The organism is Xanthomonas sp. WHRI 7064 (genome assembly GCF_040202355.2).
Taxonomy (GTDB): domain Bacteria; phylum Pseudomonadota; class Gammaproteobacteria; order Xanthomonadales; family Xanthomonadaceae; genus Xanthomonas; species Xanthomonas arboricola.
Genome location: NZ_CP167821.1, coordinates 4154318 through 4178978, shown reverse-complemented (window position 1 = coordinate 4178978; position 24661 = coordinate 4154318). Strand labels below are relative to the sequence as shown.

Below are 24661 nucleotides of genomic sequence, written 5' to 3'. Positions count from 1 at the left end.
CCCCTCACCTTCGTTGTCTCACTTGCGACCTGGGCCCAGCGCGCCCGGGTGCTTCAGGAGTCCTGCCCGATGTCCGTGTTCACGCCGCGCCGCCGTCTGTCCAACACGCTGCCTTTGCTCGGTGCACTGAGCTGCGCAGGCGTCAGTCCGCTTGCCGAGGCGGCCGAGCCGCAGGCGCGCGATCTGGATGCGGTGCAGGTGCGCAGCCAGTACACGCCGTACCGCGCATTGAGCGTGACCGGTGCCACCAAGACCGATGCGCCGCTGCGCGACCTGCCGATCAGTGCGCGCGTGCTGGACCAGACCCTGCTTGAGGATGCCGGCGTCAACGATCTGGCCGGCGCGCTGGAGATGGCCAGCGGCATCACCAAGGCCAACAACCTGGGCGGCTTGTGGGACAGCTATTCGATGCGCGGCTTCACCGGCGACCCGAATTTCAGCTCGGACTACATGGTCAACGGCTTCAATGCCAGCCGCGGCTACAACGGTCTGCGCGATGCGGCCAACACGCAGAGCATCGAGGTGATCAAGGGCCCGGCTTCGGCGTTGTACGGGCGCGGCGAGCCGGGCGGTGCGGTCAATATCGTCACCAAGAAGCCGTTGTTTCAGCCGCAGCACAGCGTGGATCTGTCGGCGGGGCGCTTCGACAGTTATCGCGCTGCGGTCGACAGCACCGGCCCGCTGGGCGAGAACCTGGCCTATCGGCTGAATGTCATGCACAAGGATCAGCACAGCTTCCGCGACACCGTCGATAGCGACAACACGCTGCTGGCGCCCTCGCTGCTGTGGATGCCGACGCCCGATACCACGGTGTCCTACGAGCTGGAATTCGTGCGCATCCATGCGCCGTTCGATCGCGGCGTCACCGCCATCGATGGCGATGCCAATCGGCTGCCGGCCGGGCGTTTTCTGGGCGAGCCGCGCGATGGCGATATCGATCTGCATTCCACCGGGCACCAGGTGTTCGTGGTGCATGGCTTGAACCAGACCTGGTCGCTGCAGGGCGGGGCGACCTATCGCGACAGTGGCATGCGCGGGTTTTCCACCGAACCGTGGACGCTGCAGGCCGACGAGCGCACGCTGCGCCGCGAGCGCCGCTACCGCGATTACCAGGGCCGCGATATCGCCGCGCGTGCGGAACTGCTCGGCAGCTTGCAGGCCGGCAGCGTCACCCACAACGTGTTGTTCGGCGTGGATGGCAATCGCTTCGACGACAGCCGTTTCCAGCAGCGCGCCCGCTCTGCGGCCACGCCGTACAGCATCGACGTGCTTACGCCGCAGTACGGCGTTGCGCAGCCGGGGCGGCTGGTCACCATCACCGACACCGAAGAACGCCAACAGGTGTGGGGCGTCTATGCGCAGGATCAGCTCGATCTTGGCGCGCGCTGGAAGGCCTTGCTCGGCCTGCGCTACGACCATTACCAGCAGGATCTCGACAACCAGCTGCGCGGCGCGACGCAGCGCGCCTCCGATGGTGTGGTCAGTCCGCGTGCGGGCATGATCTTCCATGTCGACGCTGCGCTGTCGCTGTATGCCAGCGCTGCGGCGGGCTTTCGTCCCAACAGCGGCGTGGGCGCGGACGGGCAGAGTTTCGCGCCGGAGAAAAGCCGCTCGCTGGAAACCGGCTTGAAGTACGTGCAGCCCGGCGATGGCCTGGAAGCGACGCTGGCCGCGTTCCGCATCGACAAGAAGAACGTGCTGAGCCTGGATCCGGCCGACACCAGCTTTTCGCTGCCGGTGGGCGAGATGCGCAGCCAGGGCGTGGAGCTGGATCTGCTCGGGCGGCTGACCCCGCACCTGGCCGCCTCGGTGGGCCTGGCCTATACCGACTCGCAGGTGACGCGCAGCAGTGAGGCCGCCGCCGGTACCGGCCTGGCCGAGGGACGCCGCTTTCCGAACGTGCCGCGCTTCAGCGGCAATGCCTTCGTCAACTATGAGCAGCCGTTGACCGGCAAGCGCAGTGCGGCAGTGGGCGTGGGCGTGTCGCATACCGGTGAGCGGCTGGGCTCGGTGGATAGCAATACCGACTTCGTGCTGCCTGCGTACACGGTGTGGCGCCTGGTCGGGCATTACGACCTGAGCGAGCGCCTGCGCCTGTATGCCAAGGTCGAGAACCTCACCGACCGCCGTTACGCCGCGTTCTCCTACAGCGAGCAGTGGGTGTATCCGGGCGCGCCACGTAGCTGGACGGTGGGTGTGCGGCTGCGGTTTTGATCAGCGCCGGCATGTGATCGACACCGACTGGCGACGTCCGACCATGCCTGCTTGATGGACCACGCCAGCGCTGGTCGGCGGATGCGAGCAACGCCGACCAGCGCACTGGCCACAATCGTGCTGCACACGTGCGCCATGCTGGTTTCAGCCAGCCGCCGTGTGCGTGCAGTGCCGGCGCGACTGGCTGGTTGCGCTAGCTGCGCCGCGTGGACGGGCGCTTGCTGCGCTTCTTGCCCGGCGCCACCGGCGCGGCGTCCTCGCTGGCCAATGCGCCACCGCTGTGCAGCTGTTCTAGCCACGACAGCGCATCGACATAGCCAAGAAAGTGCTGCAGATAACCCGGCGAGCACTCGCGCATCAGGCTGATGCAGCGATGCACCAGCACGCTGGAATTGAGCGGGCCGGCGTCCTTGGGGGCGTCCTGCAGCGACTGCCGCACCTGGCTGGCGGTGCGCACCGTGGTCCAGGTGCGGCGAAAATCCTCCAGCGCCGGCAGCTCGGGAAACTGCGTGGCATCGGCGCTGGCGGTCTTTCTGCTGTCCACTTCCATCAACGCGGCGTGGCCTGCCATCTGGTCGGCTAACGCGCCAAGCGCGCTGCGTTGCGACGGCTGTGCGGCAGCGCTGGCGACACGGCGGCGCGCGGCTTGCTTCACCGTTGCCGCATACGCATCGACCAGCTTGCCCAGCTTTTCTTCCAGCACCTCGCGCACCGGTTCGGCCTGTGTGCCGGCACGCGCGGCCAGCGTTTCCATCAGATGGAAACGTACCGGATCCAGCCGGTCGGCGCCCTGGCTGCGCCAGCGCTGCAGACGCGCGTGCGCGGATGTCGCCTGCGTGCTCATCGCGTGCCTGCGGCTGCTGTCGGCTTGGCGGCAGAAGAGGCGCGCGAGGTGGACGGGCGCGCAATCGGTGCGATCTCCACACGGCGGTTCCTGGCGCGGCGCGTTTCATCGGCATTGGAATCCACCGGCTGTTGCGAACCGAAGGCCGCGGCAAACACCGATGCGGCCGGCACGCCTTCGGCGATCAATGCACGCGTCACCGTGAGTGCGCGTTGGGCCGACAATTCCCAGTTGTCGGCGTAGCGCCGGTTGCCGCCCAGCACCGGGCGGTCGTCGGTAAAGCCGCTGACCATCAGGATCTCCTCGCGCGCCGCCAGGTATTCGGTCAACGGCGCGGCCAGCGTCTTCAGCACCTCACGGCCTTCCGGCTGCAACTGATCGGAATTGAAGGCGAACAGCACATTGCCGCGGATGCCGATGCGGCCGTCGACCAGGGTCACGCGGCCGGCGGCCAGCGGCGCCGCCAGTGCCTGCTCCAGCGTCTTGCGGCGCTGCGCTTCGGCCTGACGCTGTTTGACCTCTTCGTCCAGGCGGCTGGACAGCTGCAGCTGCACGCCGATCACCCCGACCAGGATCAGCACGAACGCGCCCAGCAGCACCGACATCAAGTCGCCGAAGGCGGCCCAGATCGGTGTGCCCGATTCGCCGTCGATGTCGATCTCGTCGCTCATGCCGCGCTGGCCTCGCCGGCAGCGGCCTCACCGGCATCGCCGCGACCGCGATCGAGCTGGCGCAGTTCTTCGATGATCTGCTTCTGCGACAGCATGCTGAGGTCGACCACCTCGCGCGCCTGCGCCACGTAATACGCCAGTTGGTCGTCGCTGCGGGCCAGCGAGGCATCCAGTGCGCTGGCGACATGCTGCAGGCGCTCGTTGAGCTCGCTGGTGGAGCCGCTGAACAGCTGCACCGCCACGCCGAAGGCTTCGCCCAGGCTGGCCACTTCCACCGCGCTGCCGCTGACATGTGCGGCCACCGCGCCGAGCTTGCCGGTCTCGCTGCCGATCTGCTCGGTGAGCTGGGTGCCCACGCGTTGCAGCAGGTCGGCCGAGGTGGTGACCAGCGCATCGACCGCTGCGCGTTGTTCGGTGGAGGCGTGATTGACCGCGTTGAGCAAGGTGTCCAGGGTGGCGAGCAGCTTGCTGCGTTCTTCCAGCATGGCGGTGTCGCGCACCATGCTCTCGGACAGGTTCTGGCGCAGCTCGGCCACCACATCGGCGGCCGCCTTGGGCGCTTCGGAGGCGATCTGCATCAGGCGCGCCACTTCGCTGATGGTGGCACTGGCCTGTGCCTGCGCCTGCGTGGACAGCTCGCTGGCAGTGCTGGCCAGGGTGTCGCAGATCGCCTGCTGTTGCTGGGTGACGCGTTCGCCGGTGCGCTCCCACTGCGTGCTCAGGTCTGCGCTCATCGCGCTGAAGCGCTCGCTCCACAGCGCCAGGCGCTGGGTGTCGCGGGCTTCCAGTGCGGCCTGCAGCTCGGTGTGCGATTGCTGCAGGGTGCCGACCAGGGCGGCGGCATGCGCGTCGAAGCTGGCGGTGGCGGCTGCCAGTGCGCCCTGGTGCTGGTCGGCCAAGGCGGCGCTGGCGTCCTGTTGCTGCGCCAGCGCGGCGTTCCAGGCGCTGGCGGTCTCGCTGCTGGACTGATCCATGCGCCTGGACACCGCATCGACCAGGGCGCTGGAGCGTGCGTCGAAGGTGCTGGCGAACTGGGTCAGCGTGCCCTGCAGCTCCTGCGTCAGCGCGTGGTTTGCGCGTTGCTGTTCGGCCACCGCCGCGGTCCAGGTGGCGGCGGCAGCGGCGGTGCTGCTTTCGAAGCCGCTGCTCAGGCCGTCGAGTTGCTGCTGCACGGCCTGGTGCACGCCGTCCTGCAGTGCGCTGCTCTGCTGGGCGAGCTGTGCGAGCGTGGCCTGCAATTGCGCGTTCAACGCCGCGCCTGCGCGCTGCTGCTCGGCGATCACTGCCGCCCAGTGCTCGGCCGTGTCGGCGTTGCTGCGTTCGAATCCGTCATTGAGCGCGGCCAACTGCTGCTGCACCGCGTGGGTCACGCCATCCTGCACCGCGATGCTGCGCTGATCGATCTGCGCCAGCGTGGTCTGCAACTGCTCGGTCAACGCGTGCTGCGCACGTTCCTGTGCAGCCAGCACGGCCTGCCAGTGCTCGGCGGCCGTCTGCGCACTGTGCTGGAAGCCGTCGTTGAGCGCGTGCAACTGCTGCTGCACGGCGGTGCCGACGCCGTCCTGCACGGCAGTGGTCTGCTGTGTGATCTGCTCCAGCGTGGCCTGCAACCGCGTGTCGAGCGCTTGCTGCGCGCGTTCCTGCGCGGCGAGCGCGCTGGTCCAGTGCGCGGCCGCGGCACTGGCGCTGTGCTGGAAGCCGCTGGTGATGCCGTCCAGTTGCTGCTGCACGGCATGGGTGAGGCGCTCGTGCAAGGCGGCGGTGTCGCGCGCGATGCTGGTCATGGTCGCTTCCATCGCCGGCTGCAAGGCCGCGCCCACCGCGCGTGCGCTTTCTGCCACGCCGCTCTGCAGCGATTGCTGCATCGCCGTGGCCAGGCGCGCATAGGCCGCCTCGCTCCGGGCGTGGAATTCGGCCTGCTGCGCGGCCAGGCGTTCGTCGGCGGCAATGCTCTGCTGCTCGATGCTGTGCATCAGCGTCTGCAGGCGATCGATCAGCGTCGGCATCAGTGCGCTTTGCTGCTGCTGCAACTTGAACACTTCGCCACGCTGGTGCGCGTCCGAATGCGGATGCAGCTCGGAGGCGATCTTCAGGTCCAGCCGCTGCACTGCCTGCAGCCGCTCGCGCCGGCACAGTGCCGACAACAGCCCCAGCATCGCGGAGGTTGCAACGCCGGCGATCGAGGTGCCGAACGCAAACGCCAGGCCTTCCACCGGCGCGGCCAGCGAGCCGCGGATGGCCTGCAGGTCGGTGGCGCTCTGCAATGCGAAGCCGGTGCCCTTGAGCGTGGCCATCATGCCGAGCAGGGTGCCGAGCATGCCCAGCAATACCAGCAGGCCGACCAGATACGGCGTCAGCACCGGTGCCGGCAACGCCACGCGCTCGCCCTTGATGCGCAGGCGCACCGCATTGCGCAGGCTCGGATGCAGGCGCTCCAGCCATTCGCCCAGTGCCGATGGCGCGGTGGTCAATGCGGTGACGGCAGCATCCAGCGTCGCGCTGGCCTGGCGGTAGCGGTACAGCTCCAGCGCGCCGGCCACATAACAGGCGCCGATCACTGCCGCGACGCAGGCGCCGAGCGGGTTGGAGCCCAGATAACCGATGCCGACCCAGCAAACCGCCAACAGGCCGACGACAAACACACACAGGTGGACGAGAGTTCTGAACATGAGGTCCCAGTTAGCGGGTACGAAGCGCTGCGAGCAGGCCTTCGATCGGGTGAAAACGGACATCCAGTTCGGCGAGCAACACGCTCTGCATGTCTTTGCGAAACACATCCAGCCAGCCGTCGGAGACCGCGCGTGGCGCGGCCTCGCCGTCGGGTGCCGGGTTCTGTGCCTGCGCGGCATCGCGCAGGCGCTCGAAATGCGCGCCGAGCAGGTTCGGCACATGATTCAGCAGGGTCTGCTCGCGCGGGCTCAAGGTCAGCTCCATCACCGCATCCACCTCGGCCAGCCGCGCCATCGGCGCGGATTCCAGCGCCAGCATGTCGCGCAGGCGGCCACGCAGGTCGCCGGTGGCGGTGCGCATCGCGCGTTGCATTGCCAGGTAGTGCTGGCGGAACGGGGCATAGTCGAGCGCGGGCGCCGCTGCCGCTGCGTCGATGTCGGTAGCGGCGGCGCTGCGCGCATCACGACGCACGCGCGCGAGCACGGTATCCAGCTCGACCACGCTGCTGGTCGCCAGCCCGGTGCGCACGCGGGCGCAGGCCTCGGTGTCGAGTCTGCGCGTGTCGGGCAGCGCGTCGATCTCCGGCAGCTTGCCATCCAGCGCCTTTGACACGGCGACCGCGCGCGTCCAGTCGATCCATTGGCTGAGCCGGTCGGCGAGCGCATGGTTGGACTGGGCCACGTGGGCATCGGTGAGGCGAGCAAGCAGGCGAATGAACGCCGGGCCCGACAGGGGCGCCCGTGGAGAAGCTTTCGCCATTGTTCCGGTCAAAGACCGCGCATTTTACACGGGAAGTTGCGCCGTTCGGCGCTTTGCACGGCAGCTGCGGGCCTGCAGCGCAGGCCGGCCCCGGCGGCATTCAGCCGGTCTGGTGTGGGGGCATGCGTGCGATTGCAGCATGCAGGGCTGTGATCCAGCGGGCGCAGCGCCCAAGGATCAAGTCCATCTGCAGCGGTATCTGGCCTGCGCGCTCCGTGATCATGCACAGCGAGCGCGACCAACGCTGCGGGCCAGGGGCGCCTGGCCCGCAACGCGATATCTCAGCCTCGGGCGCGATGTACCAACGGAATCAGCACCACGCCCAGCAGCGCCACCGCAGCGGCCACATAGCCGATGCTGCCCAGCCCCCAGGCCGGAATCACCAGCCCGCCGATGATGGCGCCGATGCCGATGCCGGCATTGGCCGCCGACACATTGGTGGTGCCGGCCAGTGCCTGCGATTGGGTCACCGAATTCATCACCCGCACCTGGCTGATCGGAAACAGCGCGGTGTAGGCAATGCCCCAGACCGCCAGGGTCAGATAGAGCAGCACGCCGGTCTTGGCCACCGGCACGCACAAGGCCATGCCCAGCGCGAGCAGCAGCAGGAACACCGCCGTGGCACGCAGCGGCGAGCGATCCACCACCCGCCCGCCCAGCCAGTTGCCGATCAGGCCGATCGCGCCGAAGCCCATCAGCCACCAGCCCACATTCGCCGCCGGCACGCCCACGCTGCGTTCCAGCAGGTCGGCCAGATAGGTGTAGGCGGTGAACATGGCGGTGAAGACCACCACCGACAGGATCACATTGGCCAGGAAAAAGCGCTCGCCGAAGATGCCGGCCTGCTGACGCAGATTCACCCGCTCGCTGCGGGCCACGGTCGGCATCCAGAGCGCCAGCGCCGCGGCCATCGCCAGCGACAGGGCGGCCAGGATCCAGAACGCGCCACGCCAGCCGATGCTGTTGGCCGCCACCGTGCCCAGCGGAATGCCGAACAGCAGCGCCGCCGAAATGCCCAGATACACCCGCGATACCGCGCGCCCGGCGTGCTGCGGCCCGGCCAGTTGCCCGGCGGTCTCGCTGGCGGTTCCCCAGAACACCGGCAGCGCCAGCGCCGGTACGAAGCGGGCAAAGGCCAGCACCCAGATATTGGGCGCCAGCGCGGCCACCGCATTGGAGACCGCAAACACCAGCAGGATCATCACAAACAGGCGCTTGCGATCCAGATGCGACAGCCACGCGGTCAGCGGCGGGCCGAACAGCATCACGGTGAAGGCGAACAAGGTCACCAGCTGGCCGGCCGCGGAGATGGATATTTCCATGTCGCGTGCAAGGCCGGGCAACAACCCGACGATCAGGTACTCGGTGGTGACGATCACGAAGGCGGCAAACGCCAGGATGAAGATCGCCAGGCCGCTGCGTGCAGCGACTGGCGCCGCGGTGGCGGAAACGGGGGAGGAGGTGGAGCCGACAGCAGACATGGCATGCGCCGCAGTGTGGGCTGGTCATCATAGAAAAGAATTAAGGTCGTATATCGGGAGTATTTTCCGTACATTGCGGACTTCAGTTCTTGAATGTGCCGGCATGCATCCGTCCGAACGCGTCAAAGGCATCGATATCTTCGTCAGCGCCGCCGATGCCGGCAGCTTCACGGCCGCCGCCGAGCGGCTCAGCCTGACCAGCTCGGCAGTGGGCAAGGCCATTGCACGCCTGGAGACGCGCCTGGGCGTGCGCCTGTTCGCACGCACCACCCGGCGGCTGGCGCTGACCGACGCCGGCGCGGCGTTCTACCGGGTCTGCGTCAAGGTGCTCGACGAGCTGGAGGAGGCCGAGCATGTGCTGCGTGCCGAAGGCCAGGCGCCGACGGGCCGGCTGCGGCTGGACCTGCCGGTGAGCTTCGGCCGGCACAAGGTGTTGCCGGTGCTGCTGCCGTTCTTCCAGCGTTATCCCGGCCTGCAACCGGTCATTTCGTTCACCGATCGCTTCGTCGACATGGCCGAAGAAGGTATCGACATCGCGGTGCGCATCGGCGGGCCGGATCAGTGGCACAGCAGCCTGGGGCACCGCTATCTGGGCCATGAAAAACGCGTGTTCTGCGCCGCGCCGCAGTACCTGGCGCAGCGCGGCACGCCCGACAGCATCGCCGCCTTGCTGGCGCACGATGCGGTGCTCTACGGCAAGGCCGACGGCAGCAGTAGCCCGTGGTTGCTGCGGCATGGCGCCGGGCCGGTGGAACAGCGTGCGATGGACGCACGAGTGGTGTTCGGCAATGCCGAGGCGCAGGTGGATGCGGTGGTGGCCGGGCTGGGTATCGCACAGCTGCCGACCTGGCTGATCGATCAGCATCTGCAGCGCGGCAGCCTGGTCGCGGTACTGCCGCAGTGCGATACCGAAGGCCTGCCGCTGCATCTGGTGTGGATGCGCGCGCGCCAGCTGCTGCCCAAGCTGAGCCGGTTGCTGGAATGCCTGCAGCAGGGCTTGCAGGATGCGGCGTGAGTGCGGCGCCTGGCGTGGGGTCGTGCATGATCGCGGCAGCGGTTGCGCATGGTGCACATCGGCGCGCCGCAATGCAGCGCCAGGTTCGGGTCAGCGCACATGCCAGCACACGCGACAGCGGGCGCGATCGAGCGCAATCACGCCGGTCTGCGCCTGCTCTCTGACCAATTCAGCTACAACTGCGCTGTCTCACGGCCGACCCTGTTTTGTAAGGTGAACGCGTGTAGTCTGCCGGTCCGGGGACGACTCCCCAACGAGGTGACCGCAATGGACCGCTGCGACATGCAGGTGTCCGATCTCATGGTCCTGGAGTTACAAGGGTTCCACGCTGCCTATGGCAGTGGACCGGACTTCTGGGACGCGTATCAACGCATCATGACCCTTGCCGCACAAGCCGGCGGCGATCTGATCACACTGGCCAACGAAATGGCTTCCCTGGCGCAGGGACTTGGCGCGACCAAGCACGCGCAACTGCTGTAACTCGCGACTGCCTGCCGGGCGCAGGCCATTGTCGAAGAAGACGCTGCCCTGCAGCCGGCCGGGGTGTCTGCACGCGGCGCGGCATCAATCACCCAACTCCAGCATCGACAGTCACACCGCAGGTGTGCTGCCACGGCGACGCATTTACTCGGCGTCGGTTGTTGCGGTTGTCGCGGTCTCTGCTTCGGACGCGTCGGTTGTCTTGGCAGCAGGTTTTTTGACTACCTTGGCAGGGGCGGCCTCGGGCTCGCCGCGCTTCTTGTCGCGACGCAGCGGGGTATCGCCCAGACGTTCGATCGCGCCACCGGATTGCTGGAACGCCTCCAGATCGGCGGCCAGCCGTTGCTCGGACAAACGCGGCTTGCCTGGCTGATTGCTCACGGTCATCGACTGACGGCGGGAGTTGTTCATGGCGAAATCCTCATGCGTTGTACAGCGTCAAGGGAATGCCCCGCCGGCGTTGGTCGTCGTAGGTGGCACGCACGTCGCGGCAATACGGCCCGGACATGACGAAACGCCGGCAGATCGCCGGCCGCGTCTCGTAGATCGAACAACACATGCGCGCCGCATCGATGGCCACGCACCAGCCTTCCTCGTCACGCGCCATCACGTGCCAACCTTGCGGTGTCACGCTGGTCAAGTGGTTGGGGATGCGGTCGGATGGATCGACCATGACGGTGAGCCGGCAACAGACGGCGTCGCAACGTTCGCAGAGATTCTTGATGGAGAAGGCCAGATAGAGTGAAGGCGACACCGGAGTCCGGCCGCCCTTGCACCATACACCCTGGGCGCGCCGGGGTGTGAACCGGTCCCCGCCGTGGCGGCAGCAGGCTGTTATCTCGCGGCGCAAAAACGCGATGATCGCGTTGCCGGCAGTGCATTGCCTTGCGCGTCTGCCTGTTGACGCAAGCACGGCATGCTGCGCGCTCAATCGTGCTGTGGTCCGCATGCGTACGATCGCCATATTGCGCCAACGTGCCAATGCATCCGACGTTTGCCTAAACGGTTGCCTTTGTCGCGCCAGTGCGAAGACCTCTTTCACCTGTGCCGTTGGCAGACCACCGTAGCGTTGGGTGGTCCGCATCAACGCGACAGGAGATTCCATGAATACTGCCCATCAACACGCAACTGCGCCCGATCTGGCCGGCGATCACGACGACCAACGCAGCGAGAAGGAAAAGCAGGACGCCTTGCAGGACGATGCGCTGGAAGAAACCTTTCCGGCCAGCGATCCGGTGTCGCCGTTCGTGCCGGCCAAGCCGCTGGACTGACCAGGCCACACGAGCCAGCAACGCAAACGGCGCGGTCATCGACCGCGCCGTTTGCGTTTGTAGCGTTGCTGGCTGTTACGGCGTCAGCACCACCTTGCGGCAATCGTCCTGCTTTTTGTCGAACAGCTCATAGCCACGCGCTGCATCAGCCAGCGGCATGCGATGGGAGATGATCGCGCTGGGCTTGAGGTCGCCATTGCCAATGCATTCCAGCAAGTGCGGCATGTGCTTCTGCACATGGGTCTGGCCCATCTTGAAGCTCAGTCCCTTGTCGAAGGCATCGCCGAACATGAAGGCATGGATGAAGCCGGCATACACGCCCGGCACGCTGACCACTCCGCAGCGGCGGGTTGCCGCGATGCATTGGCGGATGGCAACACCGCTGCTGCCTTCCAGCTTCAAGTTGGTCAACGCGGTTTCTATCGCGCTGCCTTCGGCCTCGAAGCCCACCGCTTCGATGCTGGCATCCACGCCGCGGCCATCGGTTTGCGACACGATGACATCGGCCGGGTCGTTGACCTCGTCGAAGTTGATCGGAATGATGCCGTAGGCCTTGGACGCGAAGTCCAGCCGGTAGGCATGCCGGTCGACCATGAAGATGCGCTCGGCGCCCAGCATGCGGCAGCACGCCGCCGCCATCAGGCCCACCGGGCCTGCACCGAAGATCGCCACGGTCGAACCCTGCTTGACCCCGGCATCGATGACCGCCTGATAGCCGGTCGGCAGGATGTCGGACAGGAACAGTACCTGCTCGTCATGCAATGCATCGGGCACCACCAATGGCCCGACATTGGCCTTGGGCACGCGCACGTATTCGGCCTGCCCGCCGGACAAACCGCCGTACAGATGACTGAAGCCGAACAGCGCCGCCGGCGGCCGCATGTCCTTGTGGTTGAGCGCCGCGCCCTTGCCGGTGTTGGTGGTCTCGCAGGCGGAAAACTCCTGCAGCATGCAGTGGAAGCAACGCCCGCAGGCCACCACGAATGGGATCACCACGCGGTCGCCGCGTTTGACGGCGGTGACGTCGGGGCCCACGTCTTCGACAATGCCCATGAACTCATGGCCAAGAATATCGCCATGCCGCAGATCCGGGATCTTGCCGCGGTACAGATGCAGATCCGAGCCGCAGATGGCGGTGGCGGTCACGCGCAGGATGAGATCGTCGCGTTCGACCAGGACCGGGTCCGGCACGGTTTCGACCCGGACATCGCGTGAGCCGTGGTAGTTGAGGGCGAGCATGGGGGTTCTCCGGAAAGGCCGTCGATGTGCGGCAACACAGGGAGTGTCGGTAGCGCGCCGTTAAGTCCGTCAGCACGGCACGTGCGCACGGTGTGGACGCGTTCGATTGGCGACGCGGCGTTGATGCGTGTGTCACGCCTGGATAACCCGCGCGCTCGCACTCTCGAATGCCACGCTGAATCGTTCGCAGCTCATGCCTTCAGCGACCATGCGACCCCGACAATCAACGATCGTGCCTTGCGCGATCAACCAGGAGACAACGATGGGAATTTTCAAGATGGTGACCGCCGGTGCAGTGGGCTACGTGGCTTACAAGGCATGGCAGCGTCGTCAGAACGAGTCTGGTGAAGCAGCCAGCCCGGAGAACAACGATCGCGACATTCAACAGCAGACGCTGAGCGCGCCGGCCAATGCGGGCAGCACGCCGCCACATGGCGACCCGCTGCGTGATGCCGCTGCAATCTCCGGCGATCGCAAGCAGGCACTTGGCGCCCTGGTGGTGTTCAACGAGCAGGAGCGCACGCTGGCGCAGCTGGCAGTCGTGAAAGGCCTGGGTGGCGAGACCTTGCAGTTTGCACGCAAGATGGACGAGGCCCACAGTGCGGCGCTCACCGATCTCAGCCGGTTTGCACCGGATCGCAGCGGCACGCTGGCGCAGGCTGCAACCACCCGCGCTGACGGCACCCGCAAGCGTCTGGAAGGCTTGAACGGCAAGGAGTTCGAAACGCAGTACCTGCAGGCCAGCGTCACCAGCCACGAGCAGGCATTGACGTTGCTGGATGCGCAGCTGGCCAGCGAGCCGGGTTCGAGCGATCTGGGCAAGGAACTGCAGCGTGCACGCGAGACCATTGCCCAGCATCTGGAGCATGCCAAGTCGCTGCGCGCCAAGTCGAACCAGCCGCACTGATCAGGCAGAGATGTTGAGCGAGCACCGCGTGATGCGCGGTGCGATGCAGACAACAGGCAGCTTCGGCTGCCTGTTGTCGTTGTGGGCATGGGTGGCGCGCGTCGACCCGATTGCTGCATACCTGCATGCTCAGCCAGTACCGGGCGATCTCATCGCAAGGGCGTCTTCATGACGCATCAGGCGCAGCCTGCTCGAATCCCGCCGCCTGGCGTTGCCACAGGCCATCGAACACACCACCGTGACCACGCAGCTGTGCCGGGTTGCCGTCTTCGACCACGCGGCCTTCCTGCAACACCACGATACGATCGAAGCCGATCACCGTGGACAGACGATGCGCCACCGCCAGCACCGTGCGGTCGCGCATCAGGTGATCCAGCGCGGCCTGGATTTCCGCTTCCGACTCGGTATCCAGTGCCGAGGTGGCCTCATCCAGGATCAGGATCGGCGCGTCCTTCAGGAACGCACGGGCGATGCCCAGACGCTGGCGCTGACCACCCGAGAGCATGACCCCGCGTTCGCCGACCTGCGTGTCGTAGCCCTGCGGCAGCTGCCGGATGAAGCCATCGCAGAATGCGTGCCGCGCAGCGTCCTGCACCTCCGCATCGCTGGCCTCCGGGCGGCCGTAGCGGATGTTGTCGGCAATGCTGCGATTGAACAGCGCGGTTTCCTGCGGGACCACCGCAATCTTTTCGCGCAGACTGTCCTGGCTGACGCTGCGGATGTCCTGGCCATCGATCAGCACGCGTCCGGACTGCACATCGTCCAGGCGCTGGATCAGCGCGATCAAGGTGGACTTGCCGGCACCGGAGGGCCCGACGATGCCGACCTTCTGGCCGGCAGGGATGTGCAGGTTCAATCCATCCAGCACTGCCGCCCGATCCGGATAGGCAAAGCGCACCCCTTCGAACCGCACATCGCCCTGGGCCAGGGCCAGCGGTGCGTCCGCATCGACGATGGCATGTGGTTGCAGGATGATCTGCAACGTGTCGGCGATGGCGCCCAGCTGCTGGGTGGTGTCCACCAGCGTCAGCGCCAGGTCGCGCGAGCCGTGCAGGATGCGGAAGGTCAGCGCGCTGACCAGCACCACATCGCCCGCGCTCACCGTGCCGGCGCGCCACATGCTGATCGCCCAGATCAGCATGCCGCCGGCCATCACCGACAGGCAGATGTCGTGGATCACGCGGGCCTTTTCCACGTACATCCAGCTGCGGCGATGGGCGACCGCCTCGTAGCCGATCTGCTCGGCCAGCCGCGCGCTTTCGCGATCGCGTGCGGCAAACGCCTTGATCGTCCACACATTGGACACCGCATCCACCAGCTCGCCGCCCACGCGCGCGGCCTGCGCGGCAAAGCGCTGGTGCTTGGCGCGGCCGCGGATGCCGAAGCTGGTGATGATGGCTGCCACCACCGCGATAAAGCCGATCAAGGTAGCGGCCATGCGCCAGTCCACGGTGAGCAGCAGCACGATGGCGCCGATGAAGTCCACGATCGGCGGCACGATCTTCCAGGCCAGCCCGCCATAGATCTGCCCGGCCGCGCTGCCCAGCGCGGTGATGCGGTTACCCAGCGCGCCGGCAAAATGTTCGCTGAAATAGCGCATCGGGTGGCCGGTGAGGTGGCGGAACAGATCCACGCGGATATCCACCACGCTGGCCACCACGGTGCGACAGCCCAGCCAGCCGCCCAGCCGCCACAGCAGGTTTTCGATGGCGATCAGGCCAATGAACAAGCCCAGCGGCAACCAGACATTGGCTTCGCTCCGTTGGTCGGTGGCCATTGCATCGACCAGCACCTTCATGCCGTATTGCACCGAGACCGCGCAGCCGGCGGCACCGATGATCAGCAGCAGCAACCCGGCAAAGTGCCAGGGCCGCTGGCGAATGTAATGCCATAGAAAACGCGCGGGAGTGTCCGGCAACAGGGCGGGCTGCGCGACGGTGTTCACGTATCGATGTCGGCCAGCGCACGCTGCGGTGCGGGCAGGCCAAAGCGTTCGTGTTCGCGGCGCAACTGCTCGGCCAGCCCGTCATGCAATGGGCGCTGGCCGTGTTCGTCGGCATAGCCGAACACGCCGGTGGGGCAATGGCGGTAGTTGTCCCAGCCCGGATAGTCCAGCACCGGATACAGGCAAATCCCTTCCATCGGCACGCTTTGCTGCATGGCCAGTGCCACTTCGCTGCCGACGTGCGCAAGCCAGCCGGCGCGTTTGTCACCTTCCGCACCGGTTTCGGAGATGATCAGTGGGCGCTGATAGCGCCGCCAGAACTCATCCATGATCGCCGACAGCGGGCGGTGGTCGGCGGACGTGCGCGGGATCGGCGTACCGCCCAGATACCACTGGTTGTCCGCGTAGTAGTTGAGGCCGACGATGTCCAGATACTGCGGCGCGCCGCCGAGGCCAGGCCACTGTTTGCCGCAGATCATGTCCCAGGCTTCGAATTGCGCCACCCGCAGACGTTCGGCTTCCCGTCGCGGGCCGGGGCGGTCGTTGGAGGCGATCACATGGATGGCCGGGTCCACCTGCACGAAGCGCGCGCGCGATTCCACCTGGCGCACCGCATCGATCGCGGCGATGGTAGCGCGTACCAGCTGATGCTTGAGCTCGAAACCGCGCCCGCGTGCCAGCGGATGCATGCGCGCGTGATCGCCGCCGTTCCAGGCCCAGAACGAGATCTCGTTGAGCGGCGCGTAGAACGGCACCGCATCGGTTTCGTTCTTGACGCATTGCGCCGCGGCGGCGGCAAATCGTGCGAAGCGATCGACGAATTGCGGGCTCCAGATATCCACATCGTCCGGCCAGCCGTAATGGCACAGGTCCCAGATCACCTGGGTGCCGGCGGCATTGGCGGCATGCAGCATCGGCAGGAAGCTGGACCAGTCGTAATGTCCGGGCCGCTGCTCGATCAGGTGCCAGCGCAAGCCATCGCGCGCCGTGCGCATGCCGTGAGCGGCGACGGCGCGGTAGTCGTTTGCCGCCCAGCGGTCGTGCCTGGTGCCGGCGATCAGATCCAGCCGGCGGCCATCGCGACGGCGATGGGTCGAACACTCGAACCCCGCCATGAAGAAACTGTCGAACACTGTGGGGCTATGCATCTGGGGTCCTGCTGCATCTCCGCCGCAGTCTGGCAGCGGAGCAATGGAAAGTGGCTGACACGACACGCCGGCCTGGTGAGCCGCTTCATGCGTCACCCGCGACCAGACGTCTGCGGGGTGACATCCGGTGGCTCAGGCGATCAGTTCGGCGCGGCGTTGGTGCTCGGACTCTTCGATACGCTTGAACAAGGCCAGCGCCTGGCCGACGACCTGATCCATGTTGTAGTACTTGTAGGTGCCCAGCCGCCCAAGGAAGGTGACATTAGGCGTCTCGGCCGCCAGGCGCTCGTAGCGCCGGTACAGCGCGGCATTCTCCGCACGTGGAATCGGATAATACGGGTCGCCGTCGGCCGATGGGTACTCGTGGGTGAGGCTGGTCTTGGGATGTTGCTGGCCGGTCAGATGCTTGTACTCGGTGATGCGCGTGTAGGCCACATCTTCGGCCGGGTAGTTGACCGTGGCCACCGCCTGAAAGTGTTCCTGATCCACGGTGCTGTGCTCGAACTTGAGCGAGCGATACGGCAGCTTGCCGTAGCAATAGTCGAAGTATTCATCCACCGGCCCGCTGTAGACCAGTTGGTCGTAGTCCAGCTCGTCGCGGATCTCGCGGTAGTCGGTATTGAGCATCACCTTGATGTTGGGGTGATCGAGCATGCGTTCGAACATGCGGGTGTAGCCGTGCAGTGGCATCTGCTGGAAGGTGTCGGTGAAGTAACGGTCGTCGTCATTGGTGCGGGTGGGCACACGCGAGGTCACCGACTTGTCCAGCTGCGACGGATCCAGACCCCATTGCTTGCGCGTGTAGCCGCGGAAGAAGGTCTCGTACAATTCGCGGCCCACCTGATTGACCACCACGTCTTCGCTGGTCTGGATATCGGCCACCGGTTCGGCGCGGCTGGCCAGAAATGCAGCGGCGTCTTGTTCGGTTGCGAGCTGCAAACCGTAGAGCCGGTTCAAGGTGGTCATGTTGATCGGGATCGGCACCTGCTGCTCGCCTACCTGCGCCAGCACACGATGCGCGTAAGGCCGCCACTGGGTGAAGTTGGACAGATAATCCACGATGCGCTGCGCATTGGTGTGGAAGATGTGCGGGCCATAGCGATGGATCAGCACACCGGCGTCATCGTGGAAGTCATAGGCGTTACCGCCGATATGCGGGCGACGATCCACCACCAGCACGCGCTTGCCCAGGCCTGCGGCCAGGCGCTCGGCCAGCACGCTGCCGGCAAAGCCCGCACCGATGATCAGGTAATCGAATCCGCGCCGGGTACCGCCAAGGGTGCGGGTGCTCGCCAGCGGAACGGTGCCCGAAGGCGTCATTGCTTCCACGTGAGTTTCGCCTTCATCAAGTCATAGGTGTGGTCCCAGGACATATCGCCCAGCACCTGGTCGGCGGTTTCCAGCAGCTGCTCGCGATCGGCGCCGTCGCGCAGCGCGGCCTCGCAGGCGGCGACGAAGGCCGCGGCGGTGTCGGCAATGCGCACCACGCCGGTGTCGCCATAGGTGCGCACCACATCGTGGATGGGTGTGGACACCACCGGGCAGCCGCCCGCCAGGTATTCGGGGGTCTTGGTCGGGCTGATGAAACGGGTGGAGGCGTTCATCGCGAACGGCATCAGCGCCACCTCCCAGCCGGACAGGTAGCCGGGCAGCTCGTCGTAGGTCTTGCCGCCGAGGTAATGGATGTTGGCGGCCTGCGGCAGCTCGGACGCGGCGATCTTGACCACCGGCCCGATCATCACGAACTGCCACTGTGGCCGCTGCTCGGCGATATCGCGCAGCAAGGCCACGTCGAAGCGCTCGTCGATGACGCCATAGAAGCCGAGACGCGGGTGCGGGATATCGGCTTGATCGGCCGGCTCCTGCTGCGGCTGGCGCGCGGCGGCGAAATGCGCCACGTCCACGCTGCTGGGGAAGGCATGGGCGTTGGAGTGCAGCGCACGCTTGGCTTCCCAGATGCTGTAGCCACCAGTGAACACCACGTCGGCGCGTTGCAACAGCTCGCGCTCGCGCTGCACCAACTCGGGCGGCGCACCGCGAAATGCCGACAGCTCGTCCATGCAGTCGTAGACGATCGCACGCGGAAGCAGATGCGCGCTGAAGCTCTGGCTCATCGGCGTGTAGTACCACAGCAGCAGGTCGCGTACGCCGAGCTCGGCCAGGTAACCGTCCAGCAATTGGCGCTGCACTTGCACCGCGGCGTCGCCGGTACAGCCGGCCGGCAGACGCGGCACCAACACATGCAGGCCACCTTCCTCGCCACGCACCTGCAGCCAGGGCTCGGATTCATCGCAGGCGATCGGCTCTTCCCAGAACAGCACATTGAAGTCGCCGGCAAAGCGCGCCATCAGATGTTGCGGGCGCTGGTAGACGAAGCTCCAGCGCAGATGCGACAGGCACAGCAGGGTGGTCCGGGACGGATCGAACTGCGGTGTGTTGTCGGAGGAAACGGCTCGGCGGGTCTTGCCGATGTCGTAATGGAATTGACCAGCCCAACTCATGGAATGACCTCACTAGAAGAAAAGGAATGCGCGCCGATCAGGCGCGCGACAGACGGTCCGTCAGCAGCAGCGGGCGCGCCGGCTCGCTGCGACGACGGCCATCGGCAGCCGGCAACAGGCGGCGTACCGGCGCCACGGCGTCGCGGGCAGGCTCGGTTTCCGGCACCGGAGCCGGCATGCGCGGCCGGCTCAGGCGCGAGGTGGCGTAGCCATCCGGATGCATGGACTGCCAGCGCCAGCTATCGCGGCACATGCGGTCCAGGTCGTGTTCGGCCTTCCAGCCGAGCAGGCGATGGGCGAGCGTGGCGTTGGCGTAATACACCGCCACATCGCCACCGCGACGTGGTGCAATACTGAGCGGAATGCGCCGGCCACTGGCGCGCTCGAACGCGGCGGCCACTTCGCGCACGCTGTAGCCGCGCCCGGTGCCGAGGTTCACCACCAGGCCGGTGCGCTCGCGCTGCAGGTAGTCGATGGCATCCACATGCGCGCGTGCCAGATCCATCACATGCAGGTAGTCGCGCACGCCGGTGCCATCGGCGGTGGGATAGTCATCGCCAAAGACCTGCAGCGCATCGCGGCGGCCGACCGCCACCTGCGCGATGTAGGGCATCAGATTGTTCGGCACGCCACGCGGGTCTTCGCCCAGATACCCGCTAGGATGTGCACCGACCGGGTTGAAGTAACGCAGCAGCGCCGCATTGAACTCCGGCCAGGCCGCGCTGAGGTCGGCGATCATCTCTTCCATCATCAGCTTGGTGCGCCCGTACGGATTGATCGCCTTCAGCGGCGCGTCTTCGCGGATCGGGCTGGTGTTGGCATCGCCATAGACGGTGGCCGAGGAGCTGAACACCAGCTTGGTTACCTTGGCGGTGCGCATCGCGCGCAGCAGCGCCAGCGTGCCTGTTACGTTGTTGTTGAAGTACAGCAACGGCTCGCGCACCGATTCGCCCACCGCCTTGAGGGCGGCAAAATGCAGCACCGCATCGATCTTCTTCGCAGTCAGCAGCTCGGCCAGCTCGGGCGCGCGCACATCCATGCGATGGAAGTCCGGGCGGAAACCCATCAGGTGCTGCAGATGGTCGAGTACGCGCTCGGAGGAGTTGCTCAAATTATCGACAATGCACACTTCATGGCCACGTCGCGCCAACTCGACGCAGGTATGTGAGCCGATATAGCCGGTGCCGCCAGTGACCAAAATTCTCATGGATGTCTGCCTTGTGGAGGGCGCTGACGCGCCGGCCTATCAATGGCGCGGATGCACCACCTCGCACGTTTCATGCGTGTTGCGTGATGTCATCGCGCCGGCAGGACAGTGCGCTTGCGCCACGCATTGGGTGGCAGGCAGCTCTGGGCGAGAAGAAAGGGGTTGTGCATCACGGTCCAACGCCACCTACGGTAGGAGGCGGGCCGTGAGAGCAGGCACAGTGGTGGGTGCGTGTCACGCGAGTATGGCCTTGACCGGAACCTCACCGTGACTGTGGGTGCGCGCGCGCGCGACATGTTGCGTGGGCAGTACAGTGCAAGGGACGAGCTCGCATCAGGCAGTTGCAAGCGCACGCTGCGGCAATAAAAAAGCCCGCCTCGCTAAGCAAGCGAGGCGGGCTTTACGCGCAGCTGCAGCGCTGGATAGCGTTACAGCGTGACCGCGCCACCGGCAATGGTCAGCAACGTACCAGAGGTGTAGCTGGCGGTATCGGCTGCCAGCATCACGTACGCCGATGCCAGCTCCACCGGTTGACCGGGGCGGCCCATCGGCGTCTGGCCGCCGAAGTTTTCCACCGACTCCTCATCCATGCCGGCGGGAATAAACGGTGTCCAGATCGGACCCGGCAGCACCGCGTTGACGCGGATGTGCTTGTCGGCCAACACGCCTGCCAGGCCAATCGTCAGGTTGGCCAGCGCGCCCTTGGTTGCGGCATACGGCAGGATGTTCGGCGTCGGCTTCTTGGACTGCACCGAGGCGGTATTGATGATGGAGCCGCCGTCCTTCATCAGCGGTACCGACAACTGCACCAGGTGGAACACGGCATGCACATTGGTGTCGAAGGTCTTGCGCCATTCCTCCAACGTGATGTCTTCGAAGTTCTCAAAATACTTTTGATAGCCGGCGTTGTTGACCAGGATATCCAGGCCGCCGAACGTGCTGTTGACCTGTTCGATCAACGCAGCCGCCTGGGCGGGGTCGCTGATATCGCAGCCAACCAGCAAGGCCTTGACGCCGGCCTTTTCGATCAATGCGCCGATTTTGGCGGCGTCTTCCTGCTCATCGGGAAGATAGGCGATCGCCACGTCGGCACCTTCGCGTGCATACGCGATCGCCACGGCCGCGCCGATGCCGCTGTCGCCGCCGGTGATCAATGCGCGCTTGCCGGTGAGCTGCCCATGACCGACATAGCTGTCTTCGCCGTGATCCGGGCGTGGGTCCATCTTGTCGGTACGCCCGGGAAAGTTCTGCTGCTGCGGCTTGAACGGCGGGCGCGGATAGTTGGGTACGGGCATTTCGGTCTCCTGGCGGTGTGACGCATCACAATTAACGGCAGTGTGCGTGCGCAAACGTAAACGCGCGGGCTAGGCAATGTCGGCGGCGTGTGTGTTGACGATGCCGCCGCTTGCGCGCGGCGATTGCTTCACGCCATCGCGCAGCTTTGTTCACTGCTGTGCAATGCATGCCGGCCTAGCGTGGGCTCAAGACCACAACGCAGGAGAACGACGATGGGCAGTGAACCGAAAAAGCCATGGGGTCCGGATGACGATCAGCAAAAGCCGTTTACGCCGCAGGAGCAGCGCAATGAGGATGTCGAGTGGAAGGTGCACGACATGCCCGACGAAGACCGCGATGTGAACAAGGCCGACCCCGAACACGATTACGAACGACCAGACGGCTCCGAGAAGCGCTGAGTCGCGCTCAACGCTGCAGTTCCGGTGTTCGCGATGCAAGCGCACGCAACTCCGCCGTCGTATCACAGCGCCGACCTTGGCAACCCCATGCACATTTTCTCTACGGCTAGTGCGTAGGCTAGTGGCAACACAGCGCATCCGGCGTCTTGCGGCCGCGCTTGCACAAGGCCCCAAGCGGCAATGATCCACGTCGGCACGAGCCGACAGTCCAGCAGGCGCGTCGTAGCGCAGGCCAAGCGAGCTGATCCGTCAGCTCGGTCCAGCGGTACCCGTGTTTGGGCTGCCCTCATCTCCCGCAAACCTTGCGCTCCTTGGCGTTTCGGTCAATTCGACGCGCTTACCGACCCCGACCATGACGCTTGGCACTGGCGTAATCCGGCATTGCCGTGCGTACTTCGGTCAAACTTTTACGGCGAGCTCGACTTGGGGGAGCGAGCACCCACGCGGCCGGACGGCCGTGACAACGATGTGCCATCTCGTGGTGACGTGCAGGCGTGTTTTTCGCGCCGCCGTCACAATTCTCAACTGAACATGTACTAGTCATTGCGGACAGAAGCGCCCATGGACCGTCTTTCCTGCGCCATCATCGACGACGACGTGGAGTTCTGCGATCAGGTGGTTGAGTTAGCCACCGATAGCGGCTTCCGTGCCAAGGGCATCCACACCCTTGGCGAAGCCAGCCGTTGGCTGGACAGCAACTTCCCCGACCTGTTGGTGGTGGACGTTGGCCTGCCCGACGGCAGCGGTTTCGATCTCATCGAACGGCTCGACCCGGATCACACGCCGCAGATCGTGGTGGTCTCGGGCGATTACGCCTACGAAACCCAGGGCCGCGCGCAGCAGTTCGGCGTCAGCGAGTTCCTCACCAAGCCGTTTGCGCCCGAACGGCTGGAACGCGTGCTCGGCGGCCTGCGCGAAGCGCAGCAGGGCAACCTGGGCATCATCGGCAACAGCGACAGCATCGTGCTGTTGCGCAAGGACATCGTGCGCGTGGCGCCGACCGATCTGAATGTGCTGGTGACCGGCGAGACCGGCACCGGCAAGGATCTGGTCGCGCGCGCGATCCATCGGGTTTCCGGCCGGCGTGGTCGCTTCGTGCCGGTCAACTGCGGGGCGATTCCCGAGGAACTGCTGGCCAGCCAGTTGTTCGGCCACGAGCGCGGCAGCTTCACCGGCGCCGATCGTCGGCATGCCGGATTCCTGGAGCAGGCCGCCGATGGCACGCTGTTCCTGGATGAGATCGGCGAGATGCCGACCCGGCTGCAGGTCTACCTGCTGCGCGCGATCGAGTCGCGCAGCTTCATGCGCGTGGGTGGTAGCGAGGAGATCCCGCTGGACGCGCGCGTGGTCGCGGCAACCCACCAGCATGTGCAACGCGAGCACGGTGTGCTGCGCGAGGATCTGTTTTACCGGCTCAACGAGTACCCGATCCAGGTGCCGCCGCTGCGCGAGCGTCGCGGCGATGCGCGTCTGCTGGGCCTGCGCGTGATCGATGAGCTCAACGTCAAGTACGGCACCCGCAAGCTGCCGACCAAGTCGTTGCTGCGCTATCTGGCGTACCACACCTGGCCGGGTAACGTGCGCGAGCTGCGCTCGTTCATCCGCTATCTGTACCTGCGCGCGGACGGCGATCTGCTGAGCGCGCCGGACGTGGTGCAGACCGTGCCGCAGGCCGACGAAGACGGCTTGCTGATTCCGGCAGGGTGGACCATGCGCCAGGCCGAAGACGCCATGATCGAGGCGGCCTTGGCGCGCACGCGCTTCAATAAGAAGGCGGCGGCGCGCGAGTTGGGGATCAGCGTGCGCACCTTGCACAACCGGCTCAGCGACAAGGACGCGTAGTGGGCGATGCATCCCAGGGGCGGCGGCGCGAGCTGCTGCATCAGCTGCGCAATCGCCTCAATGTGATGGGCTTTGCGTTGTATGCGTTACGCAATGAGACTTCCAAGCCCATGGAGACCTTGCGCACTACCCATCAATCGGCGGTGGAGTTGCTCAATCAACTGGGCGAAGAAGAGCGCGCCCTGCGCCAGGACGATGGGGTGTCCAGCGACAGCGCCGATCAGTAATGCTCGGCAGGCTGGGTCTGGTTGCTGAGCAGGGCGGTGATGGTGCGCGGGTTGTACGGCTTCATGCAGTACGACAGATGCGCAAACCGCGGCGGTAGCGTGTAGCGGTCGTAGCCGGAGCAGAACGAAAATGGCACGCCGCGCTCCAGCAGTGCGTCGGCAACCGGAAACACCGGTTGACCACGCACATTGACGTCGAGCAATGCGCCATCGATGGTCTGCCCGGAGGTCACCAGCGACAGCGCCTCCGGCACATTGCCCACCGGTCCAAGCACATAGACGCCGGCCTCCACCAACAGATCGTTGAGCGATTCGGCCAGCAGGTAGTCGTCCTCGACCACGAGGATGCGGCGGCCGTTGAGTGGATTGTCCAGCATGGCGAACTCCTAAAGCGGTGGCGCTGTCTGGCGACGCGCAAGCCATAGTGCGCGTCGCGTCGGTTAACGCCGCGCGTAAGCAGGCGCTTCCAGTACCGGTCTGTGCAAGGCAGCTGTATCGCTCAGACGTCGCGTAGCAGTAGAGGCAGGTTTGCGCCATCATTGACGA

Annotated in this window: 23 protein-coding genes; 8 read left to right on the top strand and 15 right to left on the bottom strand. The window is 65.8% G+C overall.

Features of this window, described 5'->3' with window-relative positions:
• Positions 1-69: 69 nt before the first annotated feature.
• Positions 70-2214: a TonB-dependent siderophore receptor gene (locus tag ABQY74_RS17750; RefSeq protein WP_349792534.1), complete on the top strand. Its 2145-nt coding sequence runs from the start codon at positions 70-72 to the stop codon at positions 2212-2214.
• A 193-nt stretch (positions 2215-2407) separates the two neighbouring features.
• Here ABQY74_RS17750 and ABQY74_RS17745 read toward each other — a convergent pair whose 3' ends face one another.
• The 5 genes from ABQY74_RS17745 to ABQY74_RS17725 all read right to left on the bottom strand — a co-directional run bounded on the left by ABQY74_RS17745 (position 2408) and on the right by ABQY74_RS17725 (position 8639).
• Positions 2408-3058, bottom strand: a complete 651-nt coding sequence (locus ABQY74_RS17745) for a DUF2894 domain-containing protein (RefSeq protein WP_349780420.1) — start codon at positions 3056-3058, stop codon at positions 2408-2410.
• A complete protein-coding gene (locus tag ABQY74_RS17740; RefSeq protein ID WP_039525107.1) occupies positions 3055-3729 on the bottom strand; it encodes an OmpA family protein in 675 nt (224 codons plus the stop codon). The genes ABQY74_RS17745 and ABQY74_RS17740 overlap by 4 nt, the downstream gene beginning before the upstream one ends.
• The gene (locus ABQY74_RS17735) at positions 3726-6398 is read right to left on the bottom strand and encodes a DUF802 domain-containing protein (RefSeq protein WP_349792532.1); all 2673 of its coding nucleotides are present in this window, start codon (positions 6396-6398) and stop codon (positions 3726-3728) included. The genes ABQY74_RS17740 and ABQY74_RS17735 overlap by 4 nt, the downstream gene beginning before the upstream one ends.
• 10 nt (positions 6399-6408) lie before the next feature.
• On the bottom strand, positions 6409-7158 hold the full coding sequence (locus tag ABQY74_RS17730) for a DUF3348 domain-containing protein (protein ID WP_349780418.1): 750 nt from the start codon (positions 7156-7158) through the stop codon (positions 6409-6411).
• A gap of 281 nt (positions 7159-7439) precedes the next feature.
• Positions 7440-8639, bottom strand: a complete 1200-nt coding sequence (locus ABQY74_RS17725; RefSeq protein WP_349792530.1) for an MFS transporter — start codon at positions 8637-8639, stop codon at positions 7440-7442.
• Positions 8640-8742: 103 nt separating this feature from the next.
• Between ABQY74_RS17725 and ABQY74_RS17720 the strand changes: the two genes are divergently transcribed.
• A complete protein-coding gene (locus tag ABQY74_RS17720; protein ID WP_024938482.1) occupies positions 8743-9654 on the top strand; it encodes a LysR family transcriptional regulator in 912 nt (303 codons plus the stop codon).
• 267 nt (positions 9655-9921) lie between these two features.
• The gene (locus tag ABQY74_RS17715) at positions 9922-10134 is read left to right on the top strand and encodes a hypothetical protein (protein WP_016900938.1); all 213 of its coding nucleotides are present in this window, start codon (positions 9922-9924) and stop codon (positions 10132-10134) included.
• Between the two features lie 144 nt (positions 10135-10278).
• On the opposite strand, the gene ABQY74_RS17710 is transcribed toward ABQY74_RS17715, so the two are convergent.
• Both ABQY74_RS17710 and ABQY74_RS17705 read right to left on the bottom strand, forming a co-directional pair.
• Positions 10279-10545 carry a hypothetical protein gene (locus tag ABQY74_RS17710; protein WP_104555157.1) on the bottom strand — a complete coding sequence of 89 codons (267 nt, stop codon included), beginning with the start codon at positions 10543-10545 and terminating at the stop codon, positions 10279-10281.
• A 10-nt stretch (positions 10546-10555) separates the two neighbouring features.
• Positions 10556-10972, bottom strand: coding sequence for a YkgJ family cysteine cluster protein (locus ABQY74_RS17705; protein WP_026064007.1), 417 nt, complete (start codon positions 10970-10972; stop codon positions 10556-10558).
• 265 nt (positions 10973-11237) lie between these two features.
• On the opposite strand from ABQY74_RS17705, the gene ABQY74_RS17700 reads away from it, so the two are divergent.
• Positions 11238-11405, top strand: coding sequence for a hypothetical protein (locus ABQY74_RS17700; RefSeq protein ID WP_016900935.1), 168 nt, complete (start codon positions 11238-11240; stop codon positions 11403-11405).
• Between the two features lie 75 nt (positions 11406-11480).
• On the opposite strand, the gene ABQY74_RS17695 is transcribed toward ABQY74_RS17700, so the two are convergent.
• Positions 11481-12644, bottom strand: a complete 1164-nt coding sequence (locus ABQY74_RS17695) for a zinc-dependent alcohol dehydrogenase (protein WP_104555158.1) — start codon at positions 12642-12644, stop codon at positions 11481-11483.
• A 262-nt stretch (positions 12645-12906) separates the two neighbouring features.
• Here ABQY74_RS17695 and ABQY74_RS17690 point away from each other — a divergent pair, with 262 nt between their 5' ends.
• Positions 12907-13551, top strand: a complete 645-nt coding sequence (locus ABQY74_RS17690) for a DUF4142 domain-containing protein (RefSeq protein ID WP_104555159.1) — start codon at positions 12907-12909, stop codon at positions 13549-13551.
• A gap of 166 nt (positions 13552-13717) precedes the next feature.
• Here ABQY74_RS17690 and ABQY74_RS17685 read toward each other — a convergent pair whose 3' ends face one another.
• The 6 genes from ABQY74_RS17685 to ABQY74_RS17660 form a co-directional block, all read right to left on the bottom strand.
• Positions 13718-15496, bottom strand: a complete 1779-nt coding sequence (locus tag ABQY74_RS17685; protein ID WP_349792527.1) for an ABC transporter ATP-binding protein — start codon at positions 15494-15496, stop codon at positions 13718-13720.
• Entirely contained in the window at positions 15493-16644 is a 1152-nt protein-coding gene (locus ABQY74_RS17680) for a beta-glucosidase (protein ID WP_349792525.1), read from the bottom strand. The genes ABQY74_RS17685 and ABQY74_RS17680 overlap by 4 nt, the downstream gene beginning before the upstream one ends.
• 132 nt (positions 16645-16776) lie before the next feature.
• The gene (gene glf / locus ABQY74_RS17675) at positions 16777-17964 is read right to left on the bottom strand and encodes a UDP-galactopyranose mutase (protein WP_104555161.1); all 1188 of its coding nucleotides are present in this window, start codon (positions 17962-17964) and stop codon (positions 16777-16779) included.
• Positions 17961-19145 (bottom strand): glycosyltransferase family 1 protein, encoded by a 1185-nt coding sequence (locus ABQY74_RS17670; protein ID WP_349792523.1) that lies wholly within the window; start codon positions 19143-19145, stop codon positions 17961-17963. Before ABQY74_RS17670 ends, glf begins: the two co-directional genes overlap by 4 nt.
• A 37-nt stretch (positions 19146-19182) precedes the next feature.
• Complete coding sequence (galE, locus tag ABQY74_RS17665) at positions 19183-20352, bottom strand: UDP-glucose 4-epimerase GalE (protein ID WP_104555163.1); 1170 nt, start codon at positions 20350-20352, stop codon at positions 19183-19185.
• 428 nt (positions 20353-20780) lie between these two features.
• A complete protein-coding gene (locus tag ABQY74_RS17660) occupies positions 20781-21647 on the bottom strand; it encodes a glucose 1-dehydrogenase (protein ID WP_104555164.1) in 867 nt (288 codons plus the stop codon).
• Positions 21648-21860: 213 nt separating this feature from the next.
• On the opposite strand from ABQY74_RS17660, the gene ABQY74_RS17655 reads away from it, so the two are divergent.
• From ABQY74_RS17655 to ABQY74_RS17645, 3 genes are all read left to right on the top strand, one after another.
• A complete protein-coding gene (locus tag ABQY74_RS17655; RefSeq protein WP_016900925.1) occupies positions 21861-22046 on the top strand; it encodes a hypothetical protein in 186 nt (61 codons plus the stop codon).
• 561 nt (positions 22047-22607) lie between these two features.
• Positions 22608-23888, top strand: coding sequence for a sigma-54 dependent transcriptional regulator (locus tag ABQY74_RS17650; RefSeq protein ID WP_016900924.1), 1281 nt, complete (start codon positions 22608-22610; stop codon positions 23886-23888).
• Positions 23888-24115: a hypothetical protein gene (locus ABQY74_RS17645; RefSeq protein ID WP_039525141.1), complete on the top strand. Its 228-nt coding sequence runs from the start codon at positions 23888-23890 to the stop codon at positions 24113-24115. The genes ABQY74_RS17650 and ABQY74_RS17645 overlap by 1 nt, the downstream gene beginning before the upstream one ends.
• Here the strand turns inward: ABQY74_RS17645 and ABQY74_RS17640 are convergent.
• The gene (locus tag ABQY74_RS17640; protein ID WP_039518715.1) at positions 24109-24492 is read right to left on the bottom strand and encodes a response regulator; all 384 of its coding nucleotides are present in this window, start codon (positions 24490-24492) and stop codon (positions 24109-24111) included. The genes ABQY74_RS17645 and ABQY74_RS17640 overlap by 7 nt on opposite strands.
• Between the last annotated feature and the right edge of the window lie 169 nt (positions 24493-24661).

Excerpts from the sequence above, each read along its gene's own strand:
- ABQY74_RS17660 (WP_104555164.1), bottom strand. The coding sequence starts at position 21,647 with ATGCCCGTACCCAACTATCCGCGCCCGCCGTTCAAGCCGCAGCAGCAG.
- ABQY74_RS17715 (WP_016900938.1), top strand. The coding sequence starts at position 9,922 with ATGGACCGCTGCGACATGCAGGTGTCCGATCTCATGGTCCTGGAGTTA.
- glf (WP_104555161.1), bottom strand. The coding sequence starts at position 17,964 with ATGACGCCTTCGGGCACCGTTCCGCTGGCGAGCACCCGCACCCTTGGC.
- ABQY74_RS17700 (WP_016900935.1), top strand. The coding sequence starts at position 11,238 with ATGAATACTGCCCATCAACACGCAACTGCGCCCGATCTGGCCGGCGAT.
- ABQY74_RS17725 (WP_349792530.1), bottom strand. The coding sequence starts at position 8,639 with ATGTCTGCTGTCGGCTCCACCTCCTCCCCCGTTTCCGCCACCGCGGCG.
- ABQY74_RS17710 (WP_104555157.1), bottom strand. The coding sequence starts at position 10,545 with ATGAACAACTCCCGCCGTCAGTCGATGACCGTGAGCAATCAGCCAGGC.
- ABQY74_RS17745 (WP_349780420.1), bottom strand. The coding sequence starts at position 3,058 with ATGAGCACGCAGGCGACATCCGCGCACGCGCGTCTGCAGCGCTGGCGC.
- ABQY74_RS17640 (WP_039518715.1), bottom strand. The coding sequence starts at position 24,492 with ATGCTGGACAATCCACTCAACGGCCGCCGCATCCTCGTGGTCGAGGAC.
- ABQY74_RS17750 (WP_349792534.1), top strand. The coding sequence starts at position 70 with ATGTCCGTGTTCACGCCGCGCCGCCGTCTGTCCAACACGCTGCCTTTG.
- ABQY74_RS17735 (WP_349792532.1), bottom strand. The coding sequence starts at position 6,398 with ATGTTCAGAACTCTCGTCCACCTGTGTGTGTTTGTCGTCGGCCTGTTG.
- ABQY74_RS17740 (WP_039525107.1), bottom strand. The coding sequence starts at position 3,729 with ATGAGCGACGAGATCGACATCGACGGCGAATCGGGCACACCGATCTGG.
- ABQY74_RS17680 (WP_349792525.1), bottom strand. The coding sequence starts at position 16,644 with ATGCATAGCCCCACAGTGTTCGACAGTTTCTTCATGGCGGGGTTCGAG.
- galE (WP_104555163.1), bottom strand. The coding sequence starts at position 20,352 with ATGAGAATTTTGGTCACTGGCGGCACCGGCTATATCGGCTCACATACC.
- ABQY74_RS17670 (WP_349792523.1), bottom strand. The coding sequence starts at position 19,145 with ATGAGTTGGGCTGGTCAATTCCATTACGACATCGGCAAGACCCGCCGA.
- ABQY74_RS17730 (WP_349780418.1), bottom strand. The coding sequence starts at position 7,158 with ATGGCGAAAGCTTCTCCACGGGCGCCCCTGTCGGGCCCGGCGTTCATT.
- ABQY74_RS17695 (WP_104555158.1), bottom strand. The coding sequence starts at position 12,644 with ATGCTCGCCCTCAACTACCACGGCTCACGCGATGTCCGGGTCGAAACC.
- ABQY74_RS17690 (WP_104555159.1), top strand. The coding sequence starts at position 12,907 with ATGGGAATTTTCAAGATGGTGACCGCCGGTGCAGTGGGCTACGTGGCT.
- ABQY74_RS17720 (WP_024938482.1), top strand. The coding sequence starts at position 8,743 with ATGCATCCGTCCGAACGCGTCAAAGGCATCGATATCTTCGTCAGCGCC.
- ABQY74_RS17655 (WP_016900925.1), top strand. The coding sequence starts at position 21,861 with ATGGGCAGTGAACCGAAAAAGCCATGGGGTCCGGATGACGATCAGCAA.
- ABQY74_RS17650 (WP_016900924.1), top strand. The coding sequence starts at position 22,608 with ATGGACCGTCTTTCCTGCGCCATCATCGACGACGACGTGGAGTTCTGC.